The organism is Streptomyces zingiberis (assembly GCF_012034935.1).
GTDB lineage: Bacteria > Actinomycetota > Actinomycetes > Streptomycetales > Streptomycetaceae > Streptomyces > Streptomyces zingiberis.
The window spans coordinates 47689-73691 of the sequence record NZ_JAATEN010000005.1 but is presented as its reverse complement, the minus strand read 5'-3'; the positions used below and the strand labels follow the sequence as shown (position 1 = coordinate 73691).

25 protein-coding genes are annotated in these 26003 nt (G+C 72.7%); 3 read left to right on the top strand and 22 right to left on the bottom strand.

The features are described 5' to 3' along the window. Nucleotides 1–287 precede the first annotated feature (287 nt). The 4 genes from HCK00_RS08130 to HCK00_RS08115 form a co-directional block, all read right to left on the bottom strand. Nucleotides 288–2792: an FtsX-like permease family protein gene (locus tag HCK00_RS08130; RefSeq protein ID WP_240965371.1), complete on the bottom strand. Its 2505-nt coding sequence runs from the start codon at nucleotides 2790–2792 to the stop codon at nucleotides 288–290. Next, a complete protein-coding gene (locus tag HCK00_RS08125; protein ID WP_168101125.1) occupies nucleotides 2789–3544 on the bottom strand; it encodes an ABC transporter ATP-binding protein in 756 nt (251 codons plus the stop codon). The genes HCK00_RS08130 and HCK00_RS08125 overlap by 4 nt, the downstream gene beginning before the upstream one ends. Continuing rightward, nucleotides 3541–4065 (bottom strand): PadR family transcriptional regulator, encoded by a 525-nt coding sequence (locus HCK00_RS08120; RefSeq protein WP_168101124.1) that lies wholly within the window; start codon nucleotides 4063–4065, stop codon nucleotides 3541–3543. The genes HCK00_RS08125 and HCK00_RS08120 overlap by 4 nt, the downstream gene beginning before the upstream one ends. A gap of 111 nt (nucleotides 4066–4176) precedes the next feature. After that, complete coding sequence (locus tag HCK00_RS08115) at nucleotides 4177–4764, bottom strand: Uma2 family endonuclease (protein WP_168101123.1); 588 nt, start codon at nucleotides 4762–4764, stop codon at nucleotides 4177–4179. 181 nt (nucleotides 4765–4945) lie between these two features. Between HCK00_RS08115 and HCK00_RS08110 the strand changes: the two genes are divergently transcribed. Beyond that, complete coding sequence (locus HCK00_RS08110; RefSeq protein ID WP_168101122.1) at nucleotides 4946–5146, top strand: hypothetical protein; 201 nt, start codon at nucleotides 4946–4948, stop codon at nucleotides 5144–5146. 114 nt (nucleotides 5147–5260) lie between these two features. Here the strand turns inward: HCK00_RS08110 and HCK00_RS08105 are convergent, their stop codons facing one another. The 4 genes from HCK00_RS08105 to HCK00_RS08090 all read right to left on the bottom strand — a co-directional run bounded on the left by HCK00_RS08105 (nucleotide 5261) and on the right by HCK00_RS08090 (nucleotide 7239). Beyond that, complete coding sequence (locus tag HCK00_RS08105) at nucleotides 5261–5830, bottom strand: flavoprotein (RefSeq protein WP_168101121.1); 570 nt, start codon at nucleotides 5828–5830, stop codon at nucleotides 5261–5263. A 157-nt stretch (nucleotides 5831–5987) separates the two neighbouring features. Beyond that, complete coding sequence (locus HCK00_RS08100) at nucleotides 5988–6203, bottom strand: DUF397 domain-containing protein (RefSeq protein ID WP_168101120.1); 216 nt, start codon at nucleotides 6201–6203, stop codon at nucleotides 5988–5990. Further along, nucleotides 6200–6430: a DUF397 domain-containing protein gene (locus HCK00_RS08095; protein ID WP_168101119.1), complete on the bottom strand. Its 231-nt coding sequence runs from the start codon at nucleotides 6428–6430 to the stop codon at nucleotides 6200–6202. Before HCK00_RS08095 ends, HCK00_RS08100 begins: the two co-directional genes overlap by 4 nt. Then, nucleotides 6427–7239, bottom strand: coding sequence for a helix-turn-helix domain-containing protein (locus tag HCK00_RS08090; protein WP_168101118.1), 813 nt, complete (start codon nucleotides 7237–7239; stop codon nucleotides 6427–6429). The genes HCK00_RS08095 and HCK00_RS08090 overlap by 4 nt, the downstream gene beginning before the upstream one ends. Before the next feature lie 169 nt (nucleotides 7240–7408). On the opposite strand from HCK00_RS08090, the gene HCK00_RS26870 reads away from it, so the two are divergent. Further along, a complete protein-coding gene (locus HCK00_RS26870; protein ID WP_206320136.1) occupies nucleotides 7409–7873 on the top strand; it encodes a hypothetical protein in 465 nt (154 codons plus the stop codon). A 394-nt stretch (nucleotides 7874–8267) separates the two neighbouring features. Here the strand turns inward: HCK00_RS26870 and HCK00_RS08080 are convergent, their stop codons facing one another. The 8 genes from HCK00_RS08080 to HCK00_RS08045 form a co-directional block, all read right to left on the bottom strand. Beyond that, nucleotides 8268–8741, bottom strand: coding sequence for a hypothetical protein (locus HCK00_RS08080; RefSeq protein WP_168101117.1), 474 nt, complete (start codon nucleotides 8739–8741; stop codon nucleotides 8268–8270). A gap of 283 nt (nucleotides 8742–9024) precedes the next feature. Beyond that, nucleotides 9025–9486, bottom strand: coding sequence for an SRPBCC family protein (locus HCK00_RS08075; protein WP_168101116.1), 462 nt, complete (start codon nucleotides 9484–9486; stop codon nucleotides 9025–9027). 74 nt (nucleotides 9487–9560) lie between these two features. Next, nucleotides 9561–10601, bottom strand: coding sequence for a DMT family transporter (locus tag HCK00_RS08070; RefSeq protein ID WP_168101115.1), 1041 nt, complete (start codon nucleotides 10599–10601; stop codon nucleotides 9561–9563). A 476-nt stretch (nucleotides 10602–11077) separates the two neighbouring features. Further along, entirely contained in the window at nucleotides 11078–11449 is a 372-nt protein-coding gene (locus HCK00_RS08065; protein ID WP_168101114.1) for an STAS domain-containing protein, read from the bottom strand. Then, nucleotides 11446–12801, bottom strand: a complete 1356-nt coding sequence (locus HCK00_RS08060) for a PP2C family protein-serine/threonine phosphatase (RefSeq protein ID WP_168101113.1) — start codon at nucleotides 12799–12801, stop codon at nucleotides 11446–11448. The genes HCK00_RS08065 and HCK00_RS08060 overlap by 4 nt, the downstream gene beginning before the upstream one ends. Next, entirely contained in the window at nucleotides 12798–13601 is an 804-nt protein-coding gene (locus HCK00_RS08055) for an alpha/beta fold hydrolase (RefSeq protein WP_168101112.1), read from the bottom strand. Before HCK00_RS08055 ends, HCK00_RS08060 begins: the two co-directional genes overlap by 4 nt. 200 nt (nucleotides 13602–13801) lie before the next feature. Beyond that, nucleotides 13802–14167 carry a type II toxin-antitoxin system antitoxin gene (locus HCK00_RS28415; protein ID WP_168101111.1) on the bottom strand — a complete coding sequence of 122 codons (366 nt, stop codon included), beginning with the start codon at nucleotides 14165–14167 and terminating at the stop codon, nucleotides 13802–13804. After that, on the bottom strand, nucleotides 14164–15066 hold the full coding sequence (locus HCK00_RS08045; RefSeq protein WP_168101340.1) for an SPFH domain-containing protein: 903 nt from the start codon (nucleotides 15064–15066) through the stop codon (nucleotides 14164–14166). Before HCK00_RS08045 ends, HCK00_RS28415 begins: the two co-directional genes overlap by 4 nt. Before the next feature lie 402 nt (nucleotides 15067–15468). On the opposite strand from HCK00_RS08045, the gene HCK00_RS08040 reads away from it, so the two are divergent. Continuing rightward, the gene (locus HCK00_RS08040; RefSeq protein WP_168101110.1) at nucleotides 15469–17772 is read left to right on the top strand and encodes a transglycosylase domain-containing protein; all 2304 of its coding nucleotides are present in this window, start codon (nucleotides 15469–15471) and stop codon (nucleotides 17770–17772) included. 107 nt (nucleotides 17773–17879) lie between these two features. On the opposite strand, the gene HCK00_RS08035 is transcribed toward HCK00_RS08040, so the two are convergent. The 6 genes from HCK00_RS08035 to HCK00_RS08010 form a co-directional block, all read right to left on the bottom strand. Further along, nucleotides 17880–20396 (bottom strand): SpoIIE family protein phosphatase, encoded by a 2517-nt coding sequence (locus HCK00_RS08035; protein WP_168101109.1) that lies wholly within the window; start codon nucleotides 20394–20396, stop codon nucleotides 17880–17882. Nucleotides 20397–20443: 47 nt separating this feature from the next. Continuing rightward, entirely contained in the window at nucleotides 20444–21313 is an 870-nt protein-coding gene (locus HCK00_RS08030; protein WP_168101108.1) for a class I SAM-dependent DNA methyltransferase, read from the bottom strand. A 207-nt stretch (nucleotides 21314–21520) separates the two neighbouring features. Then, complete coding sequence (locus tag HCK00_RS08025; RefSeq protein WP_240965400.1) at nucleotides 21521–22876, bottom strand: class II fumarate hydratase; 1356 nt, start codon at nucleotides 22874–22876, stop codon at nucleotides 21521–21523. A 449-nt stretch (nucleotides 22877–23325) separates the two neighbouring features. After that, entirely contained in the window at nucleotides 23326–24102 is a 777-nt protein-coding gene (locus HCK00_RS08020; protein ID WP_168101106.1) for an amino acid ABC transporter ATP-binding protein, read from the bottom strand. Further along, complete coding sequence (locus HCK00_RS08015; protein WP_206320069.1) at nucleotides 24092–25030, bottom strand: amino acid ABC transporter permease; 939 nt, start codon at nucleotides 25028–25030, stop codon at nucleotides 24092–24094. Before HCK00_RS08015 ends, HCK00_RS08020 begins: the two co-directional genes overlap by 11 nt. A 40-nt stretch (nucleotides 25031–25070) precedes the next feature. Further along, nucleotides 25071–26003 carry an ABC transporter substrate-binding protein gene (locus tag HCK00_RS08010; RefSeq protein WP_168101104.1) on the bottom strand — a complete coding sequence of 311 codons (933 nt, stop codon included), beginning with the start codon at nucleotides 26001–26003 and terminating at the stop codon, nucleotides 25071–25073.

Sequence of the window (26003 nt, the reverse complement as noted above, 5' to 3'; positions counted from 1 at the left end):
CCGCCGTCCGGGCACGGCCGCTCCGGCGACTGCCCGGGTGGTGCAGGCCGGTGCCGTGCCGACCACACGGCCGGCGGGCCCCGGTGGACGCGCACGTGGGTGCGGTGATGCCGCCGCGGCCGGAGCCCGGAGCCCGGTGCCGGAGCCCGGAGCCCGGTGCCGGGGGCAGGACCGGGCGCGCCACCGTCCGGTACGCGCTCCCCTTCGGGGGCGTACCGGACGGTGGCGGTGGGCCGGGCCCGCGCAGGACGTGGACGGAAGTGTCCGGCAGTGTCCCGGCCCGGGTGTCACTCCGTGCGGAGGCCCTCCGGCCGCATCATCCGCCACAGCGGCGGCATGCTCAGCGCGGTCACCCCGAGGACCACGGCCGCGCCGGCGCCGGTCAGCAGTGCCAGGCTCGCCCAGTCCACGGAGAGGGGCAGGTCGACGAGGGCCAGCAGGACGGCGCCCAGCCCCAGGCCGCCCACGGCCGCGAGGATCAGCCCCAGCGCCACCGGGAGCGCCGTCTGCCCCAGCACCGACCAGGCCATGGTGGACCGCCGGGTGCCGAAGGCGACGAGGACGGAGAGCAGCCGCCGCCGTTCCCGGAGTTGCTCCAGGGTGGAGAGGATCATGCTCGCCCCGATCAGCACCAGCGTGGCGGTGGCGCCGATGAACAGGCCGCGCTTGATGGTGGTGAAGAGGCTGTTCTCCGCGGAGCCGTGCAGGGTGAACACGTTGACCAGCGGGGACACCGCGGCGGCGGCGTTGCGCACATGCTCCGGCGCGTCCGGGTTCCGCGGGTCCACCCGTATCTGGGCGACGGCCGACGGTTCCTGAAGCATGTCCGTGTCGAGGACGGACGGGGTGAGGAAGATGCCCTCCTGACGGCCGCCGAGCGGGTCCTCGCGGGAGTCGACCTCGCGTGCGCTGTCCGGGACCGTCCACCGCACGGGATCCTCGGCGACCATGCCCTCCTCGTCCCAGCGGAGGTCCACCGTGGTGCCGGGGCGGACCCAGGACTGGCTCTCCGCGGGGCCGGGAAGGGCCGACGGCGCGTCGTCCCCGGCGGGCCGGGTGACGAAGACGTCGCCGTCCGCGCACCGCGATCCGATCGCGATCAGTTCCCGCAGGGAGGCGCAGTCGGCGACCTGGATGCTCGTCCACTGCGCGGCGTCGTAGCCACCGGCCTCGCCGGATCCGGCCGTCCCCGTCTCCTGGGAGGTGGCGGAGGCCTGGATGTAGCCGATCGTTCCCGTGACGCCCTCGGCTGCGCCGAGGCGATCGGTCAGCTCCCGCGCCGCTCCGGCGTCCTCGGCGTCGGCGTAGACCTGCATCTGGGCGCGGCTGGTGTCGTGGCCCGTCGCCTCGGTGTTCTCGGCCTGGGTCGCGGAGAAGAGCATCTGGAGGGCCACGGCCCCGGCCACGGCGACGGTGATTCCGCTGACCGCGCGGGCCGCGGTGCCGCTGCTCAACTGGAGCCTGCGGACGGCGAGCTGCCACGGCACGGGCCCGCCGGACATCCGGTGCACCACCGACTCCACCAGCCACGGCAGCAGTCCGGCGCAGCCGATGAGCACGAACACGGTGCCCGCGGCGACCTGGAACGTCGCGGCGGCGTCGGTGGTCGAGGCGAAGCCGCCCGCGAGGGGCAGCAACAGCAGGAGCCCCAGCGCGGGCAGCACCAGGCGCCACCACAGCCGCCGGCGGCGCGGCACGGCGCTGCGCACCACGCCGAGCGGCTCGATGACCACCCCGCGCAGCACCAGCAGGGTGACGGCCACGGCGGCGACGGGGACGGCCACCACGATCAGGGCGGCCAGCGCCGGGGCGGGACGGAGATCGGCGGCGAAGACGCTCATGTTGAACATGACCAGCGATTCGGCGGAGCTCCGCAGCAGCAGGAACAGGCCGCCGCCCACCGCGAGCCCCAGCAGCGCGCCGGCCATGGCCTCGCCGGCGGCGATCCGCCGGACCATCCGGCCGTCCGCGCCCACCAGCCGGAGGGCCGCCAGCCGCCGGTCGCGCCGTTCGCCGCCGAACCGCACGGCCGTTCCCATGAAGATCATCACGGGCAGCAGCAGCACCACGCAGATGATGATGACCAGCAGCAGCAGTTCGGGGGGCATGGGATCGTCCGCGGCGCCCTGGTTGCCGAACGCGTCCAGGTGGTAGCTGTAGCCGGTGGCGAAATCGCTCTCCTCGGCGCCGGCGTAGTACATCAGTTCCTGCGGGCCCGTCAGCCCTTCGTCGCCGATGACCGCGGTGATCCGGTGGTCCAGCCGTTCCCGCAGCAGCTCGGACCCGGGGGATTCGAGCAGGTCGCGCAGGGCGGGGGAGACGGCCATCTCCCCGGTGGCGGGCAGCTTCTCCAGCCCGGGCGGCACCGGCGGCCGCCCATCCCCGTCGGGCCGGACCAGCAGGCCGGTGACGGGCCGGTCACGGAAGTCGGTGTTGGCCTGGCCGACCCGGACCGTGTCCGGGCCCGCTTCCACCTGCGGGCCGTAGTTGGAGGCCGAGCGCTCCGCTCCGCGGGCGTCCCGGGCCGCCATGACCTCCGGCACGCTCGCCGCCGCGAGCAGCAGCGCCGCGCCGAGACCGACACCGACGGCGGTGAGCACCGCGCGGATCCAGCCCTCGCGCCCGCCGGCGAACGCGAAACGGGCGCCCATCAGCAGGTCGGCGGCCCAGCGGGTGAGGAGGGAGCGGCGGTCGGTGGGCGGCCGGGCGGAGGCCTGGCCGTCCGTCACGGGGGAGTCGCCGGCGTGGTCCGGGGCCCGGGTACGGCCACCCGGGGGGTGGGTGGTCGTCATCGCACACCCGCCATGTCCCGGGCGACGCCGTCCCGCACGACCACTTCGCGGTCGGAGTAGGCCGCGACCCGCGCCTCGTGGGTGACGAGGACGACGGCCGCGTCGGTGGAGCGGGCCGCCTCGGTGAGGAGCTGCATGACCCGCTCGCCGTTGAGGGAGTCCAGCGCGCCGGTCGGCTCGTCGGCGAAGACCACCCGCGGGTGCGTGACCAGCGCGCGGGCGACGGCCACCCGCTGCCCCTGGCCGCCGGAGATCTGCCCCGGCCGCTTGGGCCCGACATCGGCCACCTCCAGCCGGTCCATCCAGGCCAGTGCGCGGGACTCCGCCTCCTTGCGGCCCATGCCGGTCAGCCGGAGGGGCAGGGCGACATTCTCCGTGCAGGTCAGCTCGGGCACCAACTGGCCGAACTGGAAGACGAACCCGAACTCGCCGCGGCGCAGGGCGCTCCGCTCGGCGTCGGACAGGGCGGACAGCTCACGGCCCTGGTAGCGGACCGTGCCGGCGTCCGGCTGGACGATCCCGGCAAGGCAGTGCAGCAGCGTCGACTTGCCGGAGCCGGACGGGCCCATGACGGCGACGATCTCGCCGGGATGGATGGCGAACGAGGCGCCGTCCAGGGCCGGGGTCGCGCCGTAGGTCTTGTGCAGGGCCTCGGCGGAGAGCAGGGCGCCGGACGCGGCGGCCTCCGTGGCGGAGGGGATGGGTTCGCGGCCCGCGGCCGGGGCGGTGGGGGGCGTGGTGGGAGGAGTCATGCGCGGACCTCCGAGGCGAGCGCGTCGAGCCGGGCGGCTGTCAGTTCCAGCCAGCGCAGATCGGCTTCGAGGTGGAAGAGGGCGTGGTCACAGATGAGCTGGTCGGCGAGGTCGCCGCCGGTCTTGCGCCGGGTCAGCTCCCGCATCAGCCGCAGATGCTCCGACCGCTGCCGGTCCAGCAGCTCGGTGGCGTCCCGGTGCGTGAGCAGGGCCAGGACGACCTTGGTGTAGAGGACCGACTGGAGGTACGGCTCGGGCTTCTCGGGCGAGGTCAGCCACTTCTGGACATCCGTGACCCCCGCGTCGGTGATCGCGTACCGCTTCCGCTCCGGCCCGCCGCCGGCCTCGATGCCGTCGACCTCCACGAGGCCGTTCTTCAGCAGCCGGGACATGGTCGAGTACACCTGGCCGTAGTGGAGCGGCCGATCGTGACCGAATCTCTCGTCGAAGGCGCGCTTGAGGTCGTAACCGTGGCGCGGCCCGGACTCCAGCAGCCCGAGCAGCGTGTGAGCGATGGACATGCGGAGCACTGTACACCATGTGTATACACGGGGTGTATAGATCTTAAGCTTGAGGCTCTGTGGGAGGTTATGGGTTGCCGGAGGCGGGTTGCCCCGTAAGGTCGGGAAGGGTCAGTTGTGGCCGAGGATCTTGTCGACGTCCAGCTTCAAGGGCTTGCCGACGGGTTCTGGGAGGGCGAAGGACTCGCCGGGGCGGTGGACCGCGCGGACCCGGTACTGGCCGTCGACAGGGTCGGTCATGACCAGGACGCGACGGTTCTTGTGGTCGGCCACCAGGTGGACGGGGACGCCTGCCCGGGCGTAGGCGATTGGTTTCCGGGTGAGATCATCGTTGAGGTTCGAGGAGGTGATCTCCACGACCAGCCGAAAGGCCACGGGGTCGTAACCGTTCGACTTGATGTGATGCTTCTCGATCTCGGCCTCGACGACGCAGAGGTCGGGAATGGCGAAGTCGGAAGGGCCGTCGGGCAGCATGATGCCAAGAGCTTGGAAGACTTCGGATGTCTCGCCGTGGAGAGGCGCCAGCGCCAGCATGAGATGGGTCAGTGACCGGGCGTGACCGGAGTCGGCGGACGGCGACACGGTGATTTCTCCCCCGAGGACCTCGACGCGGTAACCGACAAGCTCCTGAGCGAGACGGTCAGCGACCTCCAGCAGTGTCGGCTCGTCACGGGAGTGCTCGACTGCTGCGGCGGACATGACGTTCCTCCTGACGGCCGGATGTCGAGAACATCATGGTAAGCCGGAAACGCTGCTCAAGCTTGGAGCCGGGTTTCTCACTCGAATGTGTGAGTGTGGCGTGACTTTCTCCCTGGCCGGGCTGCCCGGAGCGGGGCATCCTGGTGCTGCGAGCCGAATGGCCGGAAGGGGGTCGCCAGTCATGGCGAAGGTGACGGTGTCGCTCGACGCGGACCTCGTGATCGAGGTGATGCTGCTGTCGGGCACGAGGAATCCGCAGGACGCCGTGGAGCTGATCGTCCGCGACTACCTCGCCCGCGGCCATCGCACCGAGGCCCGCACCGGCGACGCGGACGACGCCCACCGGCTACGCGAACAGGAGCCCCCACGGGCGGAGGGCTGAGCCCTGGACGGGCGGTACCTCCATCAAATGACGAGGGTGCCGGCAGCGGTACCCAAGGGCGTTCGTCTGAGGGTGGCTGCTTCGTGGCCCGGCTGAACCCCGGAGGCAAGGTCTTCAGCGGTTTCCTGGTGCGGACTCATATCCCGGCCGTGAGGCTTGTTCGGCGGCGTCCAGGACCAGTGTCCACGGATACTCGGCCGGGCGGCCCTGACCGGGGGCGTTCGGTACGAATCCGCCGTCTCCGTACAGCACCCGCACGCCCGCACCCCGCAGCGTCTCGATGCTGCGGGGCACCTGTGGATGCGCGGCGTAGGCGGCGTTCACACACGGCATCGCCACCATCGGAATTTCCTTGCCGATACCCTCGGCGACGACTCCGACGGCGAAGTTGTGGGTGAGGCAGAGGGCCCAGGAGTTGAGGCTGTTGGCTGTGACCGGGGCGAAGGCGATCACGTCAGCGGTGGGCCACGCATCGGCGGCCCCTGGTTTCTTGTACCGAGAGCGGACGGGGTGTCCCGTCCGCTGTTCCACCTCCGCGAGCTGTGGAGACAGCCATTCGGCGGCGGTCGGTGTGAGGCCGACGCACACGGTGAATCCCCGGCCCTGAGCGGCTTCGACAACGGCGGGGAAGTCATGGACAGGAGGGGCGGCGGAACCGAAGAGGTAGAGCACGCGCGACGTCATGCGCACTATCCGACCACAGTCTTCAGCATCCCGATTCGGTGGAAATGGGGAGCATTGGCGGCTCGTGCGCTGTTCCCCGCGCTCTGCATGCGTGCCCCACCGGCGCGCGGTTCTGTGACGCGCCCGTCAAGCATGAAGACGCTTCTGGGCGGCCGTGTTACAGACTCGGTCGGCCGGTCTTGACGCCGCTGATGAAGGTGGACCAGGCGGAGCCCGGGAAGACGAGGTGGGGCCCCTCCGGATTCTTGGAGTCGCGTACGGGGACGGCACCGGGGAGACCGGCGGCGACAACGACGCAGGCGCCCCCGTTGCCCCTGCTGTAGCTGCTCTTACGCCAACCGGAGCCCGTGGCGCGATCGGGAGACCGGATCATGTTTCGCTGCCCCTCGCGTCGAGCCCGCCGGCTTTGACGCCGGTGACGAACATGGCCCAGGCGCCGCTCCGGAAGGTCAGGGCGGGGGCGTGCGGATTCTTGCTGTCACGAACGGGGACGACCTCGGTATTGCCTTGGGCGACCTCGACGCACTCTCCGCCGTTGCCGCTGCTGTAGGTGCTTCTGCGCCAGACTGCACCGGTCAACTCGCTCGCATTGCACGTCATGGGCTCAGTTCCTTCATCGCGGCAATGATCATCTCGATGGACGCGTCGGGCGACAGTGCTACGGCCCTGAGCAGATCATAGGAGCGCACGGCCGCTTGGACATCTTCCGGATCAGCCAGAAGTTGACCGCGTGAGAAGCCGTCCTCGTGTACCACGTCAGCACCCTCCGCGAAGGAGAGCAAGGTGAACGGCCCGAAGCCGGCGTGGGCGCCTGCGGAGTACGGGACGACTTGAATCACGTTCCGTGGGTTCGCAGCCGCCCGCACCAGCTTGGCGAGTTGGGCATGCATGACGCTCGGCCCGCCGATCACACGGCGTAGCACGGTTTCGTCCATGACGAGCCACAACCTGGGCGGCAGGTCCTGGTCCAGGAGGCGCTGCCGTTCGAGTCGAGCGGTGAGCAAGTCTTCCACGGCGTCGGGTCGACCTGCGGAGAGTACGGCTCGCGCATAATCCTCGGTCTGCAGCAGACCGTGTACGAACTGGACCTGGAAGGTGCGGATGACCGTCGCGTTTCGCTCCAATTCCACGTAGGGCCGGAACCAGGGCGGATACGCGTGCTTGATCACCAGCGGCCACAGGCGGGTGAAGTGGCCGTCCGCGCCCAGGGAACGGTCCAGTTCCTCCGCGAGGTCCTGGGACGGTACCCGGGAGGCCGCCTCGATCTTGCTGAGCAGGGAGGGCGTGACGTAGGCCGTCCTGGCCAGGTCCGTTTGGGACACGCCTGCCTCCCGCCGGACGCGGCGCAACTCCGAGGCGAAGAAGGCCAGGACAGAAGCCGTGGGGTCGAGTTCATCCGCTGCCGACATGGGCCGGTTCCTCCACTCGCTGCGCCGGGGCGTGACGTTGTGACGGCACGGGCCGTCAGGGTTCGACGCTGGGAACGCTAGCCGCACACCGCCACCATGGAGCCACGGAACGTGACGGGCTCACCCGAACTGGTGGGCCTGGCCAGAACTCATGGACAGGTGGGACGAGATGGGAACCACTCCCCGGCACCCCGAAGGCGAGGCCATCACCGTGGCGCCGTGGCGCGCGGACCCCTGGGAGGAGGCGGAGGACGCGGCGCGGGCGCTCGCGGTGGCGCTGAAGTCGGCCGGGCTGACTCTGCCTTCGCTCGGTGTGGACCAGTGGCCGGTCGTCACCGGCCGTCCCCTGGTCGAACTCGGCCGCGCCCGGCCTGACGTGGTGCGGGAACTCGCCGCCCTGGTGGTCACGGGAAGGAAGGGGCGGGAGGCCGAACCGCCCCCGCCCGGCCCGGGGGATCCGGCCGTGGCTCCTGCCGACTCCGCTGACGCCACTGCCGGAGCGACCATCCACGGTCCCCTGTTGCTGGACCCGGATGACCTCGTCACCGTCACGGAGGACGGGGAGGCGCCGGGTCCAGGACCCCGACCCGGATCTCACGGCGGGAACAGCGGGTGCGAAGACGCGGACCGCTGACCACGGAGCCGCCGGCTGGTCGGTCCTCGCCGGGGCAAACGGCTCCGGGGGGGACGACGCTGATGCGGGCGATGGCGCCGGCCTTTCTCGGACCGGCCCTCCCCGAAACGCAGGACGGCACTCGTCCGCCGTGCACGGCGAGAGCCGGGAGGGAAGCTGAGCGCCTCCTTCTCCGGGACCAGGTGCCGGTCGGCGGCAGAGGGTGGAGGAGGCCCGGGAAGCGGGCCGTCGTGGGTGGGGCGCGGGTCTCCGAGACCGGGGCCGGGGGTACGTCCCCAGCCCCGGGGCGTTGGGCTTCATGGTTCGTGGCCGTTTGCGAGCCCACGCCGGAATTCGGCTGGGAACGTGGACATCCCGCATTTACCCGCTGCACGGAAAGCGGTGGCCGGTGCACCTACCGGCAGGCCACTCCGCTGATGAAAAGGTAGCCGTTGTAGTCTCCTTTCCAGTCCTGCGAGGTGCGGCCGTCCGAGGCGCGGGCGACGAATCCGATGCACATTCCCTTGCCGTACACCTTGACGGGTCCGGCGTAGTACTTGTAATGGCCGGTGTCGTCGTCGCAGTTGTTCTTCTTGTTGTCCTCGGCGCAGCGCCCGTTGAACAGGAAGATGCTCATGGGAGTGATCTCGCCGTACCGCGGTCCCTCGCGCTTGACGAGGGCGGCGCAGTTCCAGCCGGTGCTCGCGTCGTAGTAGAGCTTCACGTCGCTCCGGTAGTACGTGCCGCCGGTCAGGACGTCCTTCATGGGGACGGGCCAACTGCCCACGAGTGATCCGCTGCACCCGTACCCGCCCGCGTGTGCCTGCGGTGCCGGTCCCAGGATCAGAAAACCGGCGGTGATGGACAACGCGGCGACTATCGCTTTCATGGTGCGCAGCACGTGTACTCCCTCCGTCGAGAATGGGGAAATTCCATGTGCGGTCCGTCCGAGATGCGTCCGCCGTGCCCTGTTCGTGCGTGAAGGGGCACGGGGCTCGTTGTTCGATCGCTCGCAAGTCGTGAAGATCGGAAGTCGCGTTCTCCGGTTCTCCACTTCAAAGAAACTCCCCCGGTGCCGGTAGTCTGCCGGTCGGCCGGGGGAATGTCTTTGGCGATGTGTCGCCACTTCTTGACGCTCGGTGCACGGTTCAGCCGGGCATCCTCATCGGGGCTCAGCCGGCCGGCTGTCCCGTCAGATGGGTGGTCAGGCTGTCGAGGAGCATGGTGCTGCCCTCCTCCGCCGCCTGGCGCTCCGCCACGGTGTCACAGGTCTGGCTGAGCACGACCTGGGTGCGGTCGCCGTCGGGGGCGCCGAGTTCCGCGAGTTCCAGGGCCATGGTGGACGGTTCCGGCCGGCCGGGGACGTCCATGCCGATCACCAGCCGCCGGTTCTCCTCCGCCTCCAGGTAGGAGCCGGTCAGGGGGAACTGCTGCCCGTCGGGGGCGGCCATCGTCGCCTTCCACGCCCCGCCCGGCCGGACGTCCATCTCGACGGAACCCGGGACGGCGTACGCCCACCGCGCGTACTGCTCGGGCGTCGTCCAGGCCCGCCACACCTGTGCCACGGGGACGTCCAGCACGCGGGTCAGCGTGTAGGAGAGGCCGTCGTCCGCGGGGGTCCGCTCACTGCTCATCTGTGGTCTCCTCGGTTCCGTACCGCCGGGCCCTCCCGGCTCTCGTAGGGATGGACGGCCGCGGGGGCGGAAACTCATCGGTGCGGGGAGATGTTCTCCTCCGGTCCCGGGGAGGGCTCGCGCGGCACGCGGCCGGCGCCCGCCCCGCCCGTGTCCTCCGGGATGGCGCCGGGGCGCCGTTCGCCGGAGGTCAGGGCGAGGACGGCGAGGAGCAGCAGGGCCGCGCCGCACCCGCTCACCGCGTTCAGACGTTCGCCGAGCAGCGCGATACCGAGGGCCGCCGCCGTGAGCGGTTCCACGAGGGCGATCACCGAGGCCGTGGCCGCCCGTACCGTGCGCAGGCCCGCGAAGAAGAGCGTGTACGCCAGCGCGGTGGGGACCGCGCCGAGGTAGAGCAGCGACAGGACGGTCCGGGCCGGGTCGCCCGCCGTGGGCAGCAGTCCCTCCGCCACGGCCGCGGGCGCCAGGCAGACGGTTCCCGCGGCCAGGCCGATCGCGAGGCCCAGCGGCGTCGCCGTCCCGGAGGAGCCGGCGGGATTCCGGCGGCCCGCCGCGCGGCCGCGCAGGGTCACGGCCGCGTATCCGGTGGCCGAGAGCAGCGCGTAGGCGATGCCCCATGCCGGGTCCGGGCCCGTGCCCTCGTCGGCCCCGCCGGTCAGCAGGACGAGGCCGAGCGCGCCGGCGGCCACGGCCACCGCGCCGGTGGCGCCGACCCGTTCGTCCAGCAGGAACCGTCCGCCCACCGTGATCAGCACGGGGCCCGCGCCGAGGGTCACCACCGTGGCCACCGTCAGCCCGGCCTCCCCGACCGCCGCGAAGTACGCCGTCTGGTAGACGGCCATCCCGGCTCCGGTGATCAGCAGCCACCGGCTGTTCCGGGGGTGAACGGGGCGCGGGGTGTGGCGTGTTGCCGGGCGCAGCGCGCCGCGGGCCGCGTGAACGGCCAGGAGCAGTACCAGCCCGATCAGAAAGCGCCAGAAGGATACGGAGAGGGGGCCCAGCCCGCCCGTTGCGTAGAGGTCGGAGGCCACGGCACCACCGGTGCCCCAGGCCGTGGCCGCCACCGCGACACAGAGAACGCCTCGCCCCACGGGCGAGACGGAGGGGAAACGCATCCGAGAACTCCTCGGTCGATTGCCGTCTCGATGACCTGGCCGAGGGCAACCCGCGTGGCCACCACGGCGCTTCCGCGCCCGCGGTGGCCGGTCCGGCCGCCCGTCAGTGGGCGGGCGGCGGAGGAGTGGTCGGGAAGAGAGGCATGGGGGCACGCTATCCGGCCCGGTGTTCGAGCGCGAGGGCTTTCCGGTGTGGTGGGCCGGCCCGGGGGAGGGAGGTGCCGATACGCGGGAGGCGCGCGGGCCCAGCCGTCAGCCGTCGCCCGTCGGCCGGGCGTCAGCCGCCGGCCGTCGGCGGCCGGAGGGAACGGCTGACCGCCGCGTCCGCCGGCAGCCGTGCCCGCCGAGCCCTTCGGCGCACCGCCGATACCGCCGGTACCCCCGATCCGCGTGCGCCTGATCGTGCTGCCGCCGGGGACCGGGCGCAGGGCGCCGGGCCGTCCGGGCCCGGCCGCCGCCGTCTGCCGCGGGAGAACTCAGGCCGTCCCCGCGTCCCCGCCCGTCCCGCCGCCGGCGCCGGTGTCCGCCCCGGCGTCGGGCAGCAGCGTGAACACCTGGTGGAGCCCGACGAGGGTCAGGATGCGCAGGGTGTTGGCAGGGACGGCGGCCAGGGCGACCTCGGCGCCGGCGGCCTGCGCGTGCTGACGGGCGGCGAGCAGGGCGGTGATGCCGGTGGAGTCGCAGAACTCCAGCCCGGCGAGGTCGATGACCAGGCACTGGCCCGGCCGGAGCGGCAGGCGCTCGGTCTCCTCGCGCAGGGCGGCGGCCTGGTCGTAGTCGAGTTCGCCGGTCACGTGGAGGACGGGGCCCGCTGCCCGGTCCTGGCGGGTGATCTTCAGAGGGCTCATGGTGCGCCGTCCGGTGGCGGGGTTCGGTGCGCGGGATCGTCGGCGGGAACGCCGAGGGCCAGCAGGGCGGTGTCGTCGTTGACGCCGTCGCCGAGCCCTTCCAGGAGGGTGGTGAGCGCGGCGACGGTCGTGTGGGGGGACGAGGGGGCGTGTTCGGCGGCGAAGTCGAGCAGGGCGTCCTCGCCGTAGAGGCTGTCGCGGGCGTCCCCGGTGCGGGCCTCGGTGAGGCCGTCGGTGTAGAGCAGCATCGTGTCCCCGGGGGCGAGGACGGTCTCGGCGGTGACGAAGGGCGCGGTGGGCAGGATGCCGACGAGCAGCCCGCCCGGGGTGGGCAGGTACTCGGCCCGGCCCCCGGAGCGCAGGATCAGGGCCGGGGTGTGCCCGCCGGAGGCGAGGCGAACGGTGATGCCGCCCTCCGGGCCGGGTCCCAGCACGCCGAAGATCGCCGTGCAGTAGCGGGGGTCGCCGCCCCCGGCGTACCGCTCGTGGAGCACGGTGTTCAGCGTCCGCAGCGCGGTGGCGGGCTCCGGGTCGTGGAGGGCCGCCGCGCGCAGGGTGTAGCGGGTGAGCGAGGTGACGGCCGCCGCCTGCGGGCCCTTGCCGGAGACGTCGCCGAGGAAGAACGCCCACCGGTCCCCGGCGACGGGGAAGAGGTCGTAGAAGTCGCCGCCCAGCCGGTCGGGGGAGGCGGTGTGGTAGTAGGCGGCCGCCTCCAGGCCGGGTACCGCGGGCAGGGCGTCGGGCAGCAGCGACTTCTGAAGGACGGTGAAGGCGTCGGCCAGCCGGGCCCGGTCGGCCTCGGCCTGGAGGCGGGCCGTCTCGGCCTCGGCGCGGGCGGCCTCGGCCTCCGCGCGGGCCTTCTCGGCCTCCTGCTGGCGGCGGAGGAGTTCCGCCTCGTAGGCGCGGCGGTCCGAGGCGTCGAAGACCGTGGTGCGGATCAGCAGGGGCTCGCCCTCGCTGCTCTGCTTGACGGCGGAGGAGACCAGCACCGGCAGCCGGCCGCCGCCCCGGGTCCTCAGCTCCAGCGCTATCCCGCGGAGTTCGCCCTGCATCCGGAGCAGGGGCGCGAAGTGCGTCTCGTGGTAGAGCTTGCCGCCGACGGAGAGGAGATCGGCGAAGCGCTTCCGGCCGACCACGGCCTCCCGCTCCAGGCCGATCCAGTCCAGCAGGGTGTTGTTGATCTTCGCCACGGTGCCGTCCATCAGGGTGGACAGATAGCCGCAGGGCGCCGACTCGTACAGTTCCTCGGCGCTGTCCTCCAGCAGCGCGGAGAACTCCGCGTCGGTGGCGGCGGGCTCGTTCTCCTTGCCCGACGGCTCCGGGCCCTGGTCCTGGCCGGTGCGGCACATCATCTGCGGCTCCCCAGGAATCCGAGGATCGCTTCCGTGGTGGCCTCCGGCGCGCTGAGCTGCGGGCAGTGGCCGGTGGCGCCGAGCGTGACCAGCCGGGAGGAGGGGATCGCCGCGTGGACGTAGGCGCCGACCTCGCGGGGCGCGATGGCGTCCTGGTCGCACTCCAGCACCAGGGTGGGCACGGTCACGTGCCGCAGGTCCTCGCGGCTGTCGCCGAGGAAGGTGGCGCGGGCGAAGACGCGGGCGATGTCCGGGTCGGTGGCGCAGAAGCTGTTGGTCAGTTCCCGTCCCAGCTCCGGGCGGTCCGGATTGCCCATGATCACCGGGGCCATGGCGGCGGACCAGCCGAGGTAGTTCGAGTCCAGGGAGGCCAGCAGCTCGTCGATGTCCTCGGCGGAGAAGCCGCCGCGGTAGCCGTCGTCGTCGATGTAGCGGGGGGAGGGGGTCACCATCACCAGGGCCCCGATCCGCTCCGGTGCCCGGCGCGCGGCCAGGGCACCGGTCATGGCGCTCACCGAGTGGCCCACGAGGGTGGCCCGGTCGAGCTCCAGCTCCTCGCAGACTTCCACCACGTCCTGGGCGTAGCCCTCCAGGGAGGAGTACCGCTCAGCGCTCCAGGCGGAGAGGTCCGACCGGCCGGAGCCGACGTAGTCGAACAGCACCACCCGGTACCGCCGCGCCAGTACCGGCGCCACCAGGCGCCACATGTTCTGGTCGCAGCCGAACCCGTGCGCGAGCACCACGGCCGGCGCGCCGGCCGGGCCCGTGATCGTCACGTTGTTCCTGTGCCGGATGTCCATACGGCCATCCTCGCATCCGGAACGGACAGATCCGCCGGAACGGGCGGGGGCCACCCCGTCCGCGCAGGTGGGACGGGGTCCGGGGCTCGAAAGGGAGCGGCAGGGGAGGCGCGCTGCCGGGGGTGATGCCCGGTCCGGAGCGGGCTCGGTCCGGACCGGTGGCCTGGCGCGCGGGCCGCTCCGGGGCCTGGCCGGGGTTCTCAGGTGGTGTCCGGGTCCTCGTCCGCCACGGACTCGCGCCCCTCCCGGGGCCCCGGTGGGCGCCCCCGCCTCGCGATGGGGCGGGCCGCCCCCGGCAGCCGCCCCGCCTGGGCGAGGGCCCGCCTCAGGAGGAACTCCACCTGCGCGTTGGTCGAACGCAGCTCCGCCGCCGCCCAGGCGGCGAGGGCGTCGTGGACGGCCGGGTCGAGCCGGAGCAGCATCTGCTTGCGCTGCTGCCGGGCCCGCCGCCGCTCCGGGCCGGCCGGGGGCGCGGGCCGCCCGGGGGGCGCGTCCCCGGCCGGCCCGGGGACCGGGCCCGGACCGGCTCCGTCCCGCTCACCCGCCCCGTCCCGGTCGGCGGTCACTGGTACAGGCCGCCGGTGTTGAGGACGGGCTGCGGCGCGCGGTCACCGCAGAGCACCACCATCAGATTGCCGACCATCGCCGCCCGGCGCTCCTCGTCCAGTTCCACGATGCCCTCCTCGGTGATCCGCGTCAGGGCCGCCTCCACCATGCCGACCGCGCCGTCCACGATCTGCCGCCGCGCCGCCACCACGGCCCCCGCCTGCTGGCGCTGGAGCATCGCCGAGGCGATCTCCGGGGCATACGCGAGGTGGGTGAAGCGGGATTCGATGATCTTCACCCCGGCGGCCTGGACCCGCGCGGACAGCTCCACCGCCAGCTTCTCGGTGATCTCCTCGGCGTTTCCCCGCAGCGAGAGGCCGTCCTCGTCGTAGGCGTCGTACGGGTACTCGATGGCGATGTGGCGGACGGCGGCCTCGGTCTGCGTGGAGACGAACTCGAGGAAGTCGTCCACCTCGAAGACCGCCTGCGCGGTGTCCTCGACCTTCCAGACGACGACGGCGGCCAGCTCCACGGGGTTGCCGTAGGCGTCGTTGACCTTGAGGACGGCCGTCTCGTGGTTGCGGACCCGGGTGGAGACCTTCTTGCGCGTGGTGAGCGGGTTGACCCAGCGCAGACCGTCGGTGCGGATGGTGCCGGTGTAGCGGCCGAAGAACTGCACGACGCGGGCCTCGCCGGGCGCGACCATGTTGAGCCCGGCCATCGCGAAGATCGAGCCGACGAAGAGCAGCACGCCGGCGATGATCAGCGCCACGCCCCCGCCCGTGTGGCCGTCCTGGGCGACGGAGGCGCCGAGGACGACGAGGCCCGTGCCGATGAGCAGCCCGACCAGGCCGAGCAGCAGGGCCAGCCCGCCGCCGATGTTCTTCGCGGCGAACTCCCTGACCTGCGGCTTCGGCATCTCGGGCGCGGTGTCGGCGGTGGCGGTGGCGGTGGTGGCGGTGGTGGGGGCGGTCGCGGCGGTGGGGCCGCCGGGAGCCGCGGGTCCCTCCGGCTCGCGGTCCTGGCTGGGCGGTGTGGTGTCCGGCATGGCGGGTCCCCGTTTCTGTGCGCCCGGCGCCGTGGGACGGCTCCGGTGCGGTCGGTGGTGCGGTCGGTGGTGCGGTCGGTGGTGCGGTCGGTCTAGCAAAGTGATAGCACTTTAACAGCCGGGGCCAAGGGCGTACAGCGCGGGTGGCGTACGGGGGCGCGCGGAGCCGGCCCATGCGCCGATTGCCCGCCCGTGCGGAGAACATTCGGCCCGTCCGGTCCGTATCAGTGGGTGGCTTGGTGTACCCGGCGGCTGACGGACGGAGCTCGGACCATGGGACGTGCGGATGTGCGGCGAGCCCGCCTGCGGTGGGCCCAGGAGGCACAGCGGCTCCCGTACGGGGGACGGCGGCGGCGCTTCCGCCTCGGCTGGAAGGGGGTGCTGGGGACCGCGGTGGCGCTGGCCGGACTCGGTCTGGGCGTCTTCTTCGCGCTGTACCTGGTCGTCGACGTCCCCGACGGCAACCCCGAGGCCACCGCGCAGCGCAACGCCTTCACCTTCGCCGACGGCTCGCTCCTGGCCCGCGAGGGCGACTTCAACCGTGAGCTGGTGCCGATCAACCGGGTGCCCAAGGGGACCCAGTACGCCTTCGTGGCGGCCGAGAACAAGACCTTCTACCAGGACCCCGGCATCGACGTGAAAGGGCTCGGCCGCGGTCTGCTCTCCACGCTGATGGGGCAGCGCCAGGGCGGCTCGACCATCACGCAGCAGTACGTCAAGAACTACTTCCTCAGCCAGGAGCAGACGGTCAGCCGCAAGGCCAAGGAGCTGATCATCGCGCTCAAGGTCGACCAGCAGCAGTCGAAGGACGAGATCCTCGCCGGCTACATGAACACCAGCTACTTCGGCCGCGGCGCGTACGGCGTCCAGGCCGCCGCCAAGGCGTACTACGACACGGACGTCGAGAAGCTCTCCGTCGCCCAGAGCGCCTATCTCGCCGCGCTGCTCCAGGCCCCCAGCCAGTACGACCTGGCCGTGGCCTCGCCCGGCTCCCGGCGGCTGGTCACCGCGCGCTGGAACTTCGTCCTCGACAACATGGTCGAGCAGAAGTGGCTGGACCCCCTGGAGCGGCGGAACATGGTCTTCCCCGAACCGGGCAAGCCCGAGCCCAACCCCGGACTCGGCGGCCAGGCCGGTTACTTCGTCGAGGCCGCCAAGGCGGAGCTGATCGCGGCGGGCGTCGACGAACAGGAACTGGCCGCCCGCGGCTGGAACATCGAACTCACCATCGACCCGGCGAAACAGCGGGAGCTGGAGGAGGCGGTCGAGAAGACCCTCCTGGGCGATCTGGACCCGGAGAGCCGGGAGGTGGACGGACGGGTCCAGCCCGGCGCCGTCTCGGTGGACCCGGAGACCGGCGCCGTGGTCGCGATGTACGGCGGGCGCAACTACGTCGAGCACTTCATCAACAACGCCACCCGCCAGGACTACCAGCCCGCCTCCACCTTCAAGCCCGTCGTCCTCGCCGCGGCCTTCGAGACCGGCGCCACCACCCAGGACGGCCGGAAGATCACCCCGGCCACCGTCTACGACGGCACCAGCGGACGCCCGGTGGAGGGCAGCAGGACGGCGTTCTCCCCGCCGAACGAGGACGAGGTCGACTACGGGCCGATCACCGTGCAGCAGGCGATGAACAACTCCGTCAACTCCGTCTTCGCCCAGATGGCGGTGGACGTCGGTCTGGAGCGGACCAAGCAGACCGGGATCCAGCTCGGCATGCAGGGTGACGCGGGCGGCTTCGACGTCGAACCCGCCATGTCGCTGGGCGCCATGGGGGCCAGCCCGCTGGACATGGCCGCCGTCTACGCCACGCTCGACAACCACGGCAAGAAGGTCAAGCCGCGGCTGGTGAAGTCCGCGACCCGCGGTGACCGCAAGGTCGACCTTCCCGACCCGATCGGGGAGCAGATGATCGACCGGCGGACCGCGGACACCGTCACCGACGTGCTGCGCGGGGTCGTCAACGACGGCACGGCGCGCGGCATCCGCTCCGAATCACTCAACTTCGCCGGGAAGACGGGCACGTCCGACGACAACAAGTCGGCCTGGTTCGCCGGTTACACCCCCGACCTGGTCACCACCGTCGCCCTCTTCGGTGAGGGTGAGGGCGGCAAGCAGGTCTCCCTCAGCGGCGCGGCCGGCGGCGGGCGGGTCAACGGCGGCGGCTACCCCGCGCGCATCTGGGCCGCCTACACCCAGGACGCCCTCGGCGGCCGGGCCGCGGCCCCCTTCGACCTCGACGTGATGGAGGCGCCCCCGGAGACCCCGTCGCCGAGCCCGGTGCCCGAGGAGAGCGAACCGGAGGAGAACGGGCCGGGTGACGCCGGGCCGGGGGAGGCCGGACCGGGCGAGGAGGGGCCCGGGGGACCGGAGGAGGACGGCGGGCAGGGCGCTCCCGGTGCCCCCGAGCCACCGCCCGCCGCCCCCGAGCCGCCGCAGGGACCGGGGCAGCCGGCCTCGATCCTGCCCCTGCCGGGCGGCGGCGGCCAAGGCGACGGCGGCGGCAACGGGAACGGCAACGGCGCCGGCCGCGGCGGCCGCGGCGATCAGGGGCAGGGAGACGGCTTCGGCTTCTAGCCCGGAGCCGTACCGAGTCGTGAACGACGGGCCGCCCGGGCCCGCGCCCCGCCACGGCACCCGGGTGGCCCCGGCACCGCCGCACGGGCGGCGGCCCCCGCCCGGTGTCAGCCGCCGTTGCCGAGGGAGAGTTCGAACCAGACGACCTTGCCCGTGGAGAGCCGGGTCGCGCCCCACCGCCGCGCCACCTTGTTGACCAGGTACAGCCCCCGGCCGCCCTCGTCCGACGGCCGGGCCTGGCGCAGCCTGGGGAGCTGCGGCACGTCGTCGCCGACCTCGCAGCGGAGCACGTCGGTCCGGAGCAGCCGCAGCGTGATGGGGCGTTCGGCGTACCGGACGGCGTTCGTCACGATCTCGCTGACCAGCAGTTCCACGGAGTCCGAGAGGTCCTCCAGCCCCCAGCGCTCCAGCGCGCGCCGGGCCAGCCGGCGGGCCTTGCCGGGGGCGCGGTCGTGCGGATCGAGGAACCAGTACGCGACGTCGCTCGGCGGTATGCCGTCGAACCGGGCCGCCAGCAGGGCGATGTCGTCGTCCCGGTCACCCGGGCCGAGCATGTCCAGCACCTCGTCGCAGAGGGGCTCCAGCGGCGGCGGGTGGTCCGGGCCGGTCAGCCGCGCCGTCGCCACCAGCTTCTCGCGGAGCTGCTCCACCCCCGTCCACACGTCACGCAGCCGGGACTCCACCAGGCCGTCGGTGTAGAGCAGCAGGGTGGCGCCGGCGGGCGCGTCCAGCTCCACGGCCTCGAAGTCCACCCCGCCCACGCCGATGGGCGCGCCCGGCGGCACCCGCAGCACCTCGGCACGGCCGCCCAGATGGAGCAGCACCGGCGGCGGATGGCCGGCGTTGGCCACCACGATCCGGTGCGCCACCGGGTCGTACACCGCGTAGAGGCAGGTGGCCATGCGGTCGCTGCCGAGCCGCTGCGCCTGCTCGTCGAGGTGGTGCAGCACCTCCTGCGGCGGGAGGTCGAGCTGGGCGAGGGTCTGCGCGGTCGTCCGCAGCTGGCCCATGATCGCGGCGGAGGTCATGGAGTGGCCCATGACGTCGCCGACCACCAGGGCGACCCGGCTGCCGGGCAGCGGGATCGCGTCGTACCAGTCGCCGCCGACCCGGGCCGTCTCGGCGGCCGGGAGGTAACGGGTGGCCAGCCGCACCCCGGTGGGCTGCGGCAGCGAGTCGGGGAGCATGGCGCGCTGGAGGGCGTCGGCGATGTACGCCTCGCGGCCGTAGAGCACGGCCTTGTCCACGCCGAGCGCGGTGTGGGTGGCCAGCTGCGCGGCCACCAGCAGGTCGTCGGCCTCGAACGGGGGCCGCTCGGTGGTGCGCAGGAACACGGCCGCGCCGATCACCCGGCGCCGGCCGCGCAACGGGGCGAGCATGGCGTGCCGGCCTCCGGGCACGGGGTAACGCGGGCCCAGCAGCTCGGGTATCGCGTCCCGGGCGACGTCGTCGCTGTCGCCGAACACCGGGCGCACCCCGCGCAACACCTCGGCCAGCGGGCCGCCGGCCGCCACCTCGGAGAGCTTGGCCGCGGTCGGCAGCCCCGGGACGAGGCCCGCGGGGTCGTGTCCCTCGTCACCGGCGGCCCGGTCCCGGGCCTCCTTGCCGGGGGCGGTCTCCGGGACCGGCACGGGGAGGACGGCGGGGGCCGACAGGGGATCAGCGACGGCCGCCCCGGTCTCCCCCGCGTCCGCCGCGCGCGCCGGCTGCGGCCCCCACTCCGTGGCGGGTGCCGTGCCGGTGCCCGCGGTGGAGCGCCCGGGCGGGAGCCGGTCGGTCCGGCGCAGCCGCAGCACGAACGGTTCGACCGGACGCTCGTCCCCGACCGGCAGCGGGTCGCGCAGATAGACGTGGATGACGTCGGCGAAGGTCGGCACGGTGGCCCGGCACAGGCCCAGCACGATCTCGTCCAGGTCGATGCCCCGGGCGATCCGGCGGGTCGCCGCGCCCACGAAGCGCAGCCGGTCGCCGTCCCGCCGCAGCCGGGCCGCGACCTCCGCCGCGGAGAGCGCGTCCGCCACGGCGCCGGGGTCGGCCGCCAGGTCGGCGCGCTCGTGGGTCTCGGTCCGCGGGGCGGGCGGCTGCGACGCGCCCCCGGCCCCGGACGGCCGGCGCGACCGGTCGCGCGATCCGCCCCGCCGGGCCGCCGCGTCCCGGTCCGCGGGCGTGGAGTCCTGGGGGAGGCCGCCCTTACGGGTCGCGGCCATACCCACGGCCACGGTGGCGCCGCGGGGACGGCCGGGGCGCTCGGCCTCCGTGGCCTCCGCGGGCTCCCGGTCCTCCGGGCCGCGCCCGCGGCGGGCCGGCCGCGCGCCCTCCGGCTTGCCGCGGCGGCGCCGGCCGCGTCCGCGTTCGGCCCCGGGGCCGCCGTTCCCCTGGCCGGCGCCGTCCGGCCCGTCCCCGGGCTCGTCAGGGGCCTCGCGTGGGGCGGGGGCCGTCGGGGCTGTGGTTCCGCCGGGCGCGCCGGGCGCGCCGGGTGGGCCCGGCTCGGGGTGCTCGCCGTGTTCGCCGCCGCGCGGCCGGGGCCGGCCCGCGGGTTCCTCCCCGGGGGCATCGGTGTCCGCCGGGGCATGCCCGGGGCCGGCGGCCTCCCGGCCGCCGTCTGAGATCGGGTACTCCGTCACGCGTGGGGTTCCATCCGTCCGGGGCTGCGCGTCGGGCGCGCCAGTGGTCAGGCGCGTCGTCGGCAGTGCAGGAAGAGCTGGATCTCGGGGGGTACTTCGGTGCTGGCCGGCGCGTACGCGTACGAGTCCTCCCCGGCGATCTCGAAACCCGCCGCGCGCACGACCTGCCGCAACTCGTCCCGTGGATAACCCGATACCCGGATCGGGTGGCCCAGGAACGGAATCACCGCGTCGTCCACGTCCGCCTCGACCATCGACAGGGCCAGCAGCCCGCCGGGGCGCAGCAGGTGGTGGATCGTGCGCAGGGCGTGGGGGATCTCGGCGCGCGGCAGCATCAGCAGCGAGAAGAACGCCGCCGCGCCGTCGAACAGGCCCAGGTCGCGGTGGTCCGCGGACGCGTCGGGGTCCCCGGGCTCCCCGGGCTCCCCGAGGGCCGCGACGTCTCCGAGGGCCGCGAGGTCCCCGAGGCCCCTGAGATCCTCCAGGCCCCCGAGATCCTCGAGGTTCCCGGGGCCCGTGGGATCCGCCGGGTCCTCGGGGGCACCGCTCTCCCGCGGGCCGAGGTCGGCCACGTCACGCCGGTGGAACTCGCCCTGCGGCACGTTCTCCCGGGCGAGTTCGACCATGGTGGCGGAGAGGTCGATCCCCACCACGTGGTGCCCGGCCGCCGCCAGCTGCGCGGCGGTCGGCACCCCCGTCCCGCAGCCCACGTCCAGCACGCGGGAGCCGGGCGGCAGGGAGGCGGCCAGCCAGGCGCCGGCGGCGAGCTGCCCCTCGCGGTGCGGGAAGGCCTCGGTGTAGCGGGTGGCGATGGCGTCGAAAGCCTCCGCCTGCCCGGAGCGGTCGATGGCGGAGCGGTCGTAGCCCGCGTAGCCGTCGGCCGCCGGGGCGTTCCGCAGGCCGTCTCCTCCGCTCATGGGCCCTTCCCCTCGGTGGTTGTCGAGTCGCGGTCAAGTCTTCTCCGCACCTGCGGAGTTGTGCCCGGCCGGACGCCTGGAGGCGATCCTACGTTTCCCGCCTGGGGGGTGCTACCGGCGGATCGTGCCCATCGCACCGGCGCCCCGCCCGGCGGCCCGCCGCGGACCGGAACGCCCGGGCACGGCCGGCCGCGCTGCCCCCGGCGCTCAGGGACGGGTCATCCGGAGGACGTCGAGGGCCTCGTCCAATTGTTCCACCGTCAGCAGCCCCCGTTCCACGTAACCGCCGTCCAGGACCGTCTCCCGGATGGTGCGCCGCTCGGCCAGGGAGCGCTTGGCGACCCGGGCCGCCTCCTCGTAGCCGAGGTAGCGGTTGAGCGGTGTGACGACGGACGGGGAGGATTCGGCGTACTCGCGGGCCCGCTCGGCGTTGGCCGTGATCCCGGTGACCGTGCGGTCGGCGAGGAGCCGGGCGGCGGACGTCAGCAGCCGCACCGACTCCAGCAGATTCTTGCCGATCACCGGGAGCATGACGTTCAGTTCGAAGGAACCGGCCGCGCCGGCCACGGCCACCGTGGTGTCGTTCCCCGTGACCTGCGCGGCCACCATCAGCACCGCCTCCGGGACCACCGGGTTGACCTTCCCCGGCATGATCGACGAACCCGGCTGCAGATCGGGCAGGTTGATCTCGGCCAGCCCGGTGCGCGGGCCGGAGGCCATCCAGCGCAGATCGTTGCAGATCTTGGTGAGGCCGACGGCGACGGTGCGGAGCTGGCCCGAGGTCTCCACCAGGGCGTCCCGGGCCCCCTGCGCCTCGAAGTGGTCGCGCGCCTCGGTCAGCGGCAGCCCCGTGACGCGGGCCAGTTCCGCGATCACGGCGGCCGGGAAGCCCGGCGGGGTGTTGATGCCGGTGCCCACCGCCGTACCGCCGAGCGGCAGTTCGGCCAGACGGGGCAGCGCGGACTCCAGCCGCTCGATCCCCAGCCGCATCTGCGCCGCGTACCCGCCGAACTCCTGGCCGAGGGTGACGGGGGTGGCGTCCATCAGATGCGTCCGGCCCGCCTTCACCACCTCGGCGAACTCGGCCGACTTGGCCTCCAGGGCGGACGCCAGGTGGTCCAGCGCCGGGACGAGGTCCGCGGTGACGGCGGCCGTGGCCGCGATGTGGATGGAGCTGGGGAAGACGTCGTTGGAGGACTGGCTCGCGTTGACGTCGTCGTTCGGGTGCACGGGCTTGCCGAGGCGCTCGCCCGCCAGCGTCGCCAGCACCTCGTTGACGTTCATGTTGGACGAGGTGCCCGAGCCGGTCTGGAAGACGTCCACGGGGAAGTGGTCGTCCCAGCGCCCCTCCGCCACCTCCTCCGCGGCCGCCGCGATCGCCCCGGCCTTGTCCGGGTCGAGCACGCCCAGTTCGGCGTTGACCGTGGCCGCCGCCCCCTTGATCCGCGCGAGGGCCTCGATGTGCGCCCGCTCCAGCCGCTGCCCCGAGACGGGGAAGTTCTCCACCGCGCGCTGGGTCTGCGCCCGCCACTTGGCGTGCGCGGGCACCTTCACCTCGCCCATGGAGTCGTGCTCGGTGCGGTACTCCGGTGCCGCACCGCCGGGCCCGCCGCCCGTGCCGCGCGCCGCCCCGGCCGCCTCCGCTGCCTCGGCCATCGCCTGATGCCTCCCTCGTCCGTCTCCCTGTACCCAGCGCCTGCCCGGTCTCCGCCGTCACCACCGCAGGTGACCGCGGGAATCTCCGGGGACCAGGCCAGTAAAGCGGGGCACGGCCCGCGAGCGGGGGACGCCGGCGTGACGTGACCGGAACAGGGGGACCGGGGGCGGTACCGGAACGGACGGACGGAGACGTGGCGGCCGGCGGGGAGCCGGGTGGGGGTGGCGGAGAGCGGACGGGGAGAGCCGGTGGCGGACCGTGGCCCCTTCGGGGAGCGGTGACGGGCGGCGGCCCGGCGGCCCGGCGGACCGGCAGCGCCCGGCCGCGGCCCCGGCCCGCCGCGGCCGGGAGCGGATCAGCCGCGCGAGACCGTGGTGAAGAACTTCCGGGCCCGCGCCGAACGCGGCTGGTCCAGGACCTCGCCCGGGGCGCCCATCTCGACGATCTCCCCGGCGTCCATCATCACGATGGTGTCCGCGACCTCACGGGCGAAGTGCATCTCGTGCGTGACGATGATCATGGTGGAACCCTCCACGGCCAGTTCGCGGATCACTTCGAGGACCTCACCGACCAGTTCAGGGTCCAGGGCGCTGGTGGGCTCGTCGAACAGCAGGACCTCCGGGCCCATCGCGAGCGCCCGCGCGATGGCCACGCGCTGCTGCTGTCCGCCGGAGAGCTGGTTCGGGTAGCTCTCGCCCTTCTCCGCCAGCCCGACGCGGGCCAGGAGTTTCTCCGCCCGTGCGCGCGCCTCGGACCGGCTGATCCCCAGCACCCGGACGGGGGCCAGCATGATGTTGTCCAGAGCCGTGAGGTTCGGGAAGAGATGGAAGCCCTGGAAGACCATGCCGAAGTTGAGCGTCTGGGATCTCGCCTGCCGCTTCCGCACCGGAACGCGGCGCCCGCCCGTGACGACCTGGCCGATCATCTCGCCCTTGAAGAAGACGGCCCCGGAGTCGATGGACTCCAGCATGTTGACCGTCCGCAGCAGCGTGCTCTTGCCTGATCCGGAGGGCCCGACGACGCAGGTCACGGAGCCACGGGCGACCGAGAGGCTGACCCCTTTGAGCGCTTCGAAGTCACCGTAGGACTTGCGGATCCTCACGAGCTCCAGGAACGAGTTCTCAGTGGACATCTCCGGGCCCTCCTCCGGGACGGACGGTCTTCCTCGGGCGGCGCCGGAGGCGGCCGGCGGGGTCGAAGCCCCTGCCGAAACGCCGTTCCAGCAGCCCCTGCAGATACATGGCGACGCTGGTCAGCAGGAGGTACCAGATGACCGCGACCGTCAGCAGCGGAATGGTCTCGAAGGTGCGGGAGTAGATGGACTGCACCGTTGTCAGGAGTTCGGAGAATCCGATGACGCTGACCAGCGACGTGTTCTTGAACATCGTGATCACTTCGTTGGACAGCGGCGGAGTGATCACCCGGATGGCCTGGGGGCCGATCACCCGTTGATAGGTCTCCCTGGGGCTCAGCCCGAGCGCCCGGCACGCCTCGAACTGCCCCTTGCTGACCGAGGTGATCCCGGCCCGGAAGATCTCGGCCGACTTCCCGCCCAGGTAGAGGGAGAGCCCGACGAGGGCCGCGGTGAACCGCGAGATCAGATCGTTCGTGGGAGCGGAGACGAAGCTGGGACCGAAGGGGATGCCGATCCCCAGCCGCGGGGTGAGCGCCGCCAGGAAGAAGACGAAGAGGATGACGACGAGGAGCGGGGTGGCCCGGGAGAACCAGATGTAGACATACGCGATGACGCGGAGGAGGCGTGAATCGGACAGCCGGCACGCGGCGGTGACGACGCCGAGCAGCAGGCCGGCGACGGTCGCGATCACCGTCAGCAGAATCGTGTTGGCGACCCCGGCGACAATTCTCTGGCTGAACAGATAGGACCAGATGACGTCCCACTGCCAGCGATCGTTCATGATGGTGAACTCGTAGAGACTCAGGACGAGATAGAGTCCGACGGCCGCGCTCACCCATGATTTCCAGCTCCGGCGTGACCGGATCTCCATGTCGGCCTGAGCCGTCAGGCCGGCGGGCACGGCGGGTTCGGCGGTGGATTTCACGTGAGCGCTCTTCGCTTCCGTAGTCATCGCGGTGATCGCCTCAGTCCTGCGACGGCCCGGTGTTGATCGGGAAGTCGGGCAGCGCCGCGGACTTCTCGATACCCCAGCCGGAGATCAGCTCGTCGTACACGCCGTCCTTCGCCAGCTTCCGCAGAGCCGCGCGCAGCGCGTCCCGGAGTTCGCCGTTGTCCTTGTGGACGCCGATCCCGTACGGACCCTCCTCCTGCTCGTACACCACCTTGTACAGATCGGGGTTCATCGTGGCGTTGTAGATCATCGCCGGCGAATCGCTCCAGACGGCGTCGGCCTGGCCGCTCTGCACGGCCAGCACACCGGCATTGGCGTCCTTCATCGGCGACTTGACGAGTTCGTCCTTGCCGTCGGCCGCGCACTTCCCGGCGGCCTTCTCGACGAGGCCCTGCTGGGCCGTGCCCCGGGTGAAGGCGACCTGCAAGCCGCACAGATCGTCCGGAGTCAGCTTGCTCTGCTCGAAATCCGCGCCGACCATGATGGCGTTGCCGTAGGTCATGTAGTCGATGAAGTCGGTTCTGGCCCGGCGCTCCTCGAAGTCGCCCACGGAGGCGATCAGGTCGTAGCGGCCCGATTCGAGGCCCGGTACGAGGGAGTCGAAGGGGACTTCCTGGTAGTTGACCTTGAGGCCCAGCACGCCCCCGGCGGCTTCGAGGAGCTGTGGGTTGAATCCGCGGATCCGGCCCGAGGAATCCTGGAACTTGATGGGGGGTATCCCGGAGTTCATGGCGACGCTGATCCGCTTCCCGGACCTGACGTCGTCCGGCAGCATCGCCGCGATGTCCTCATCGACGCTCACCTTCGGCGCCTTGGGATAGGCGGAGGCGGAGGAGCCCTTCTCCGGGCTCCCGGCCGGACCGGCGGGACCGGCGGGGTCCGCACAGGCGGTGAGCCCGAGCAGGACAGCCGTGCAGAGACCAAGTGTGTGCAGTCGCCTGTTCAT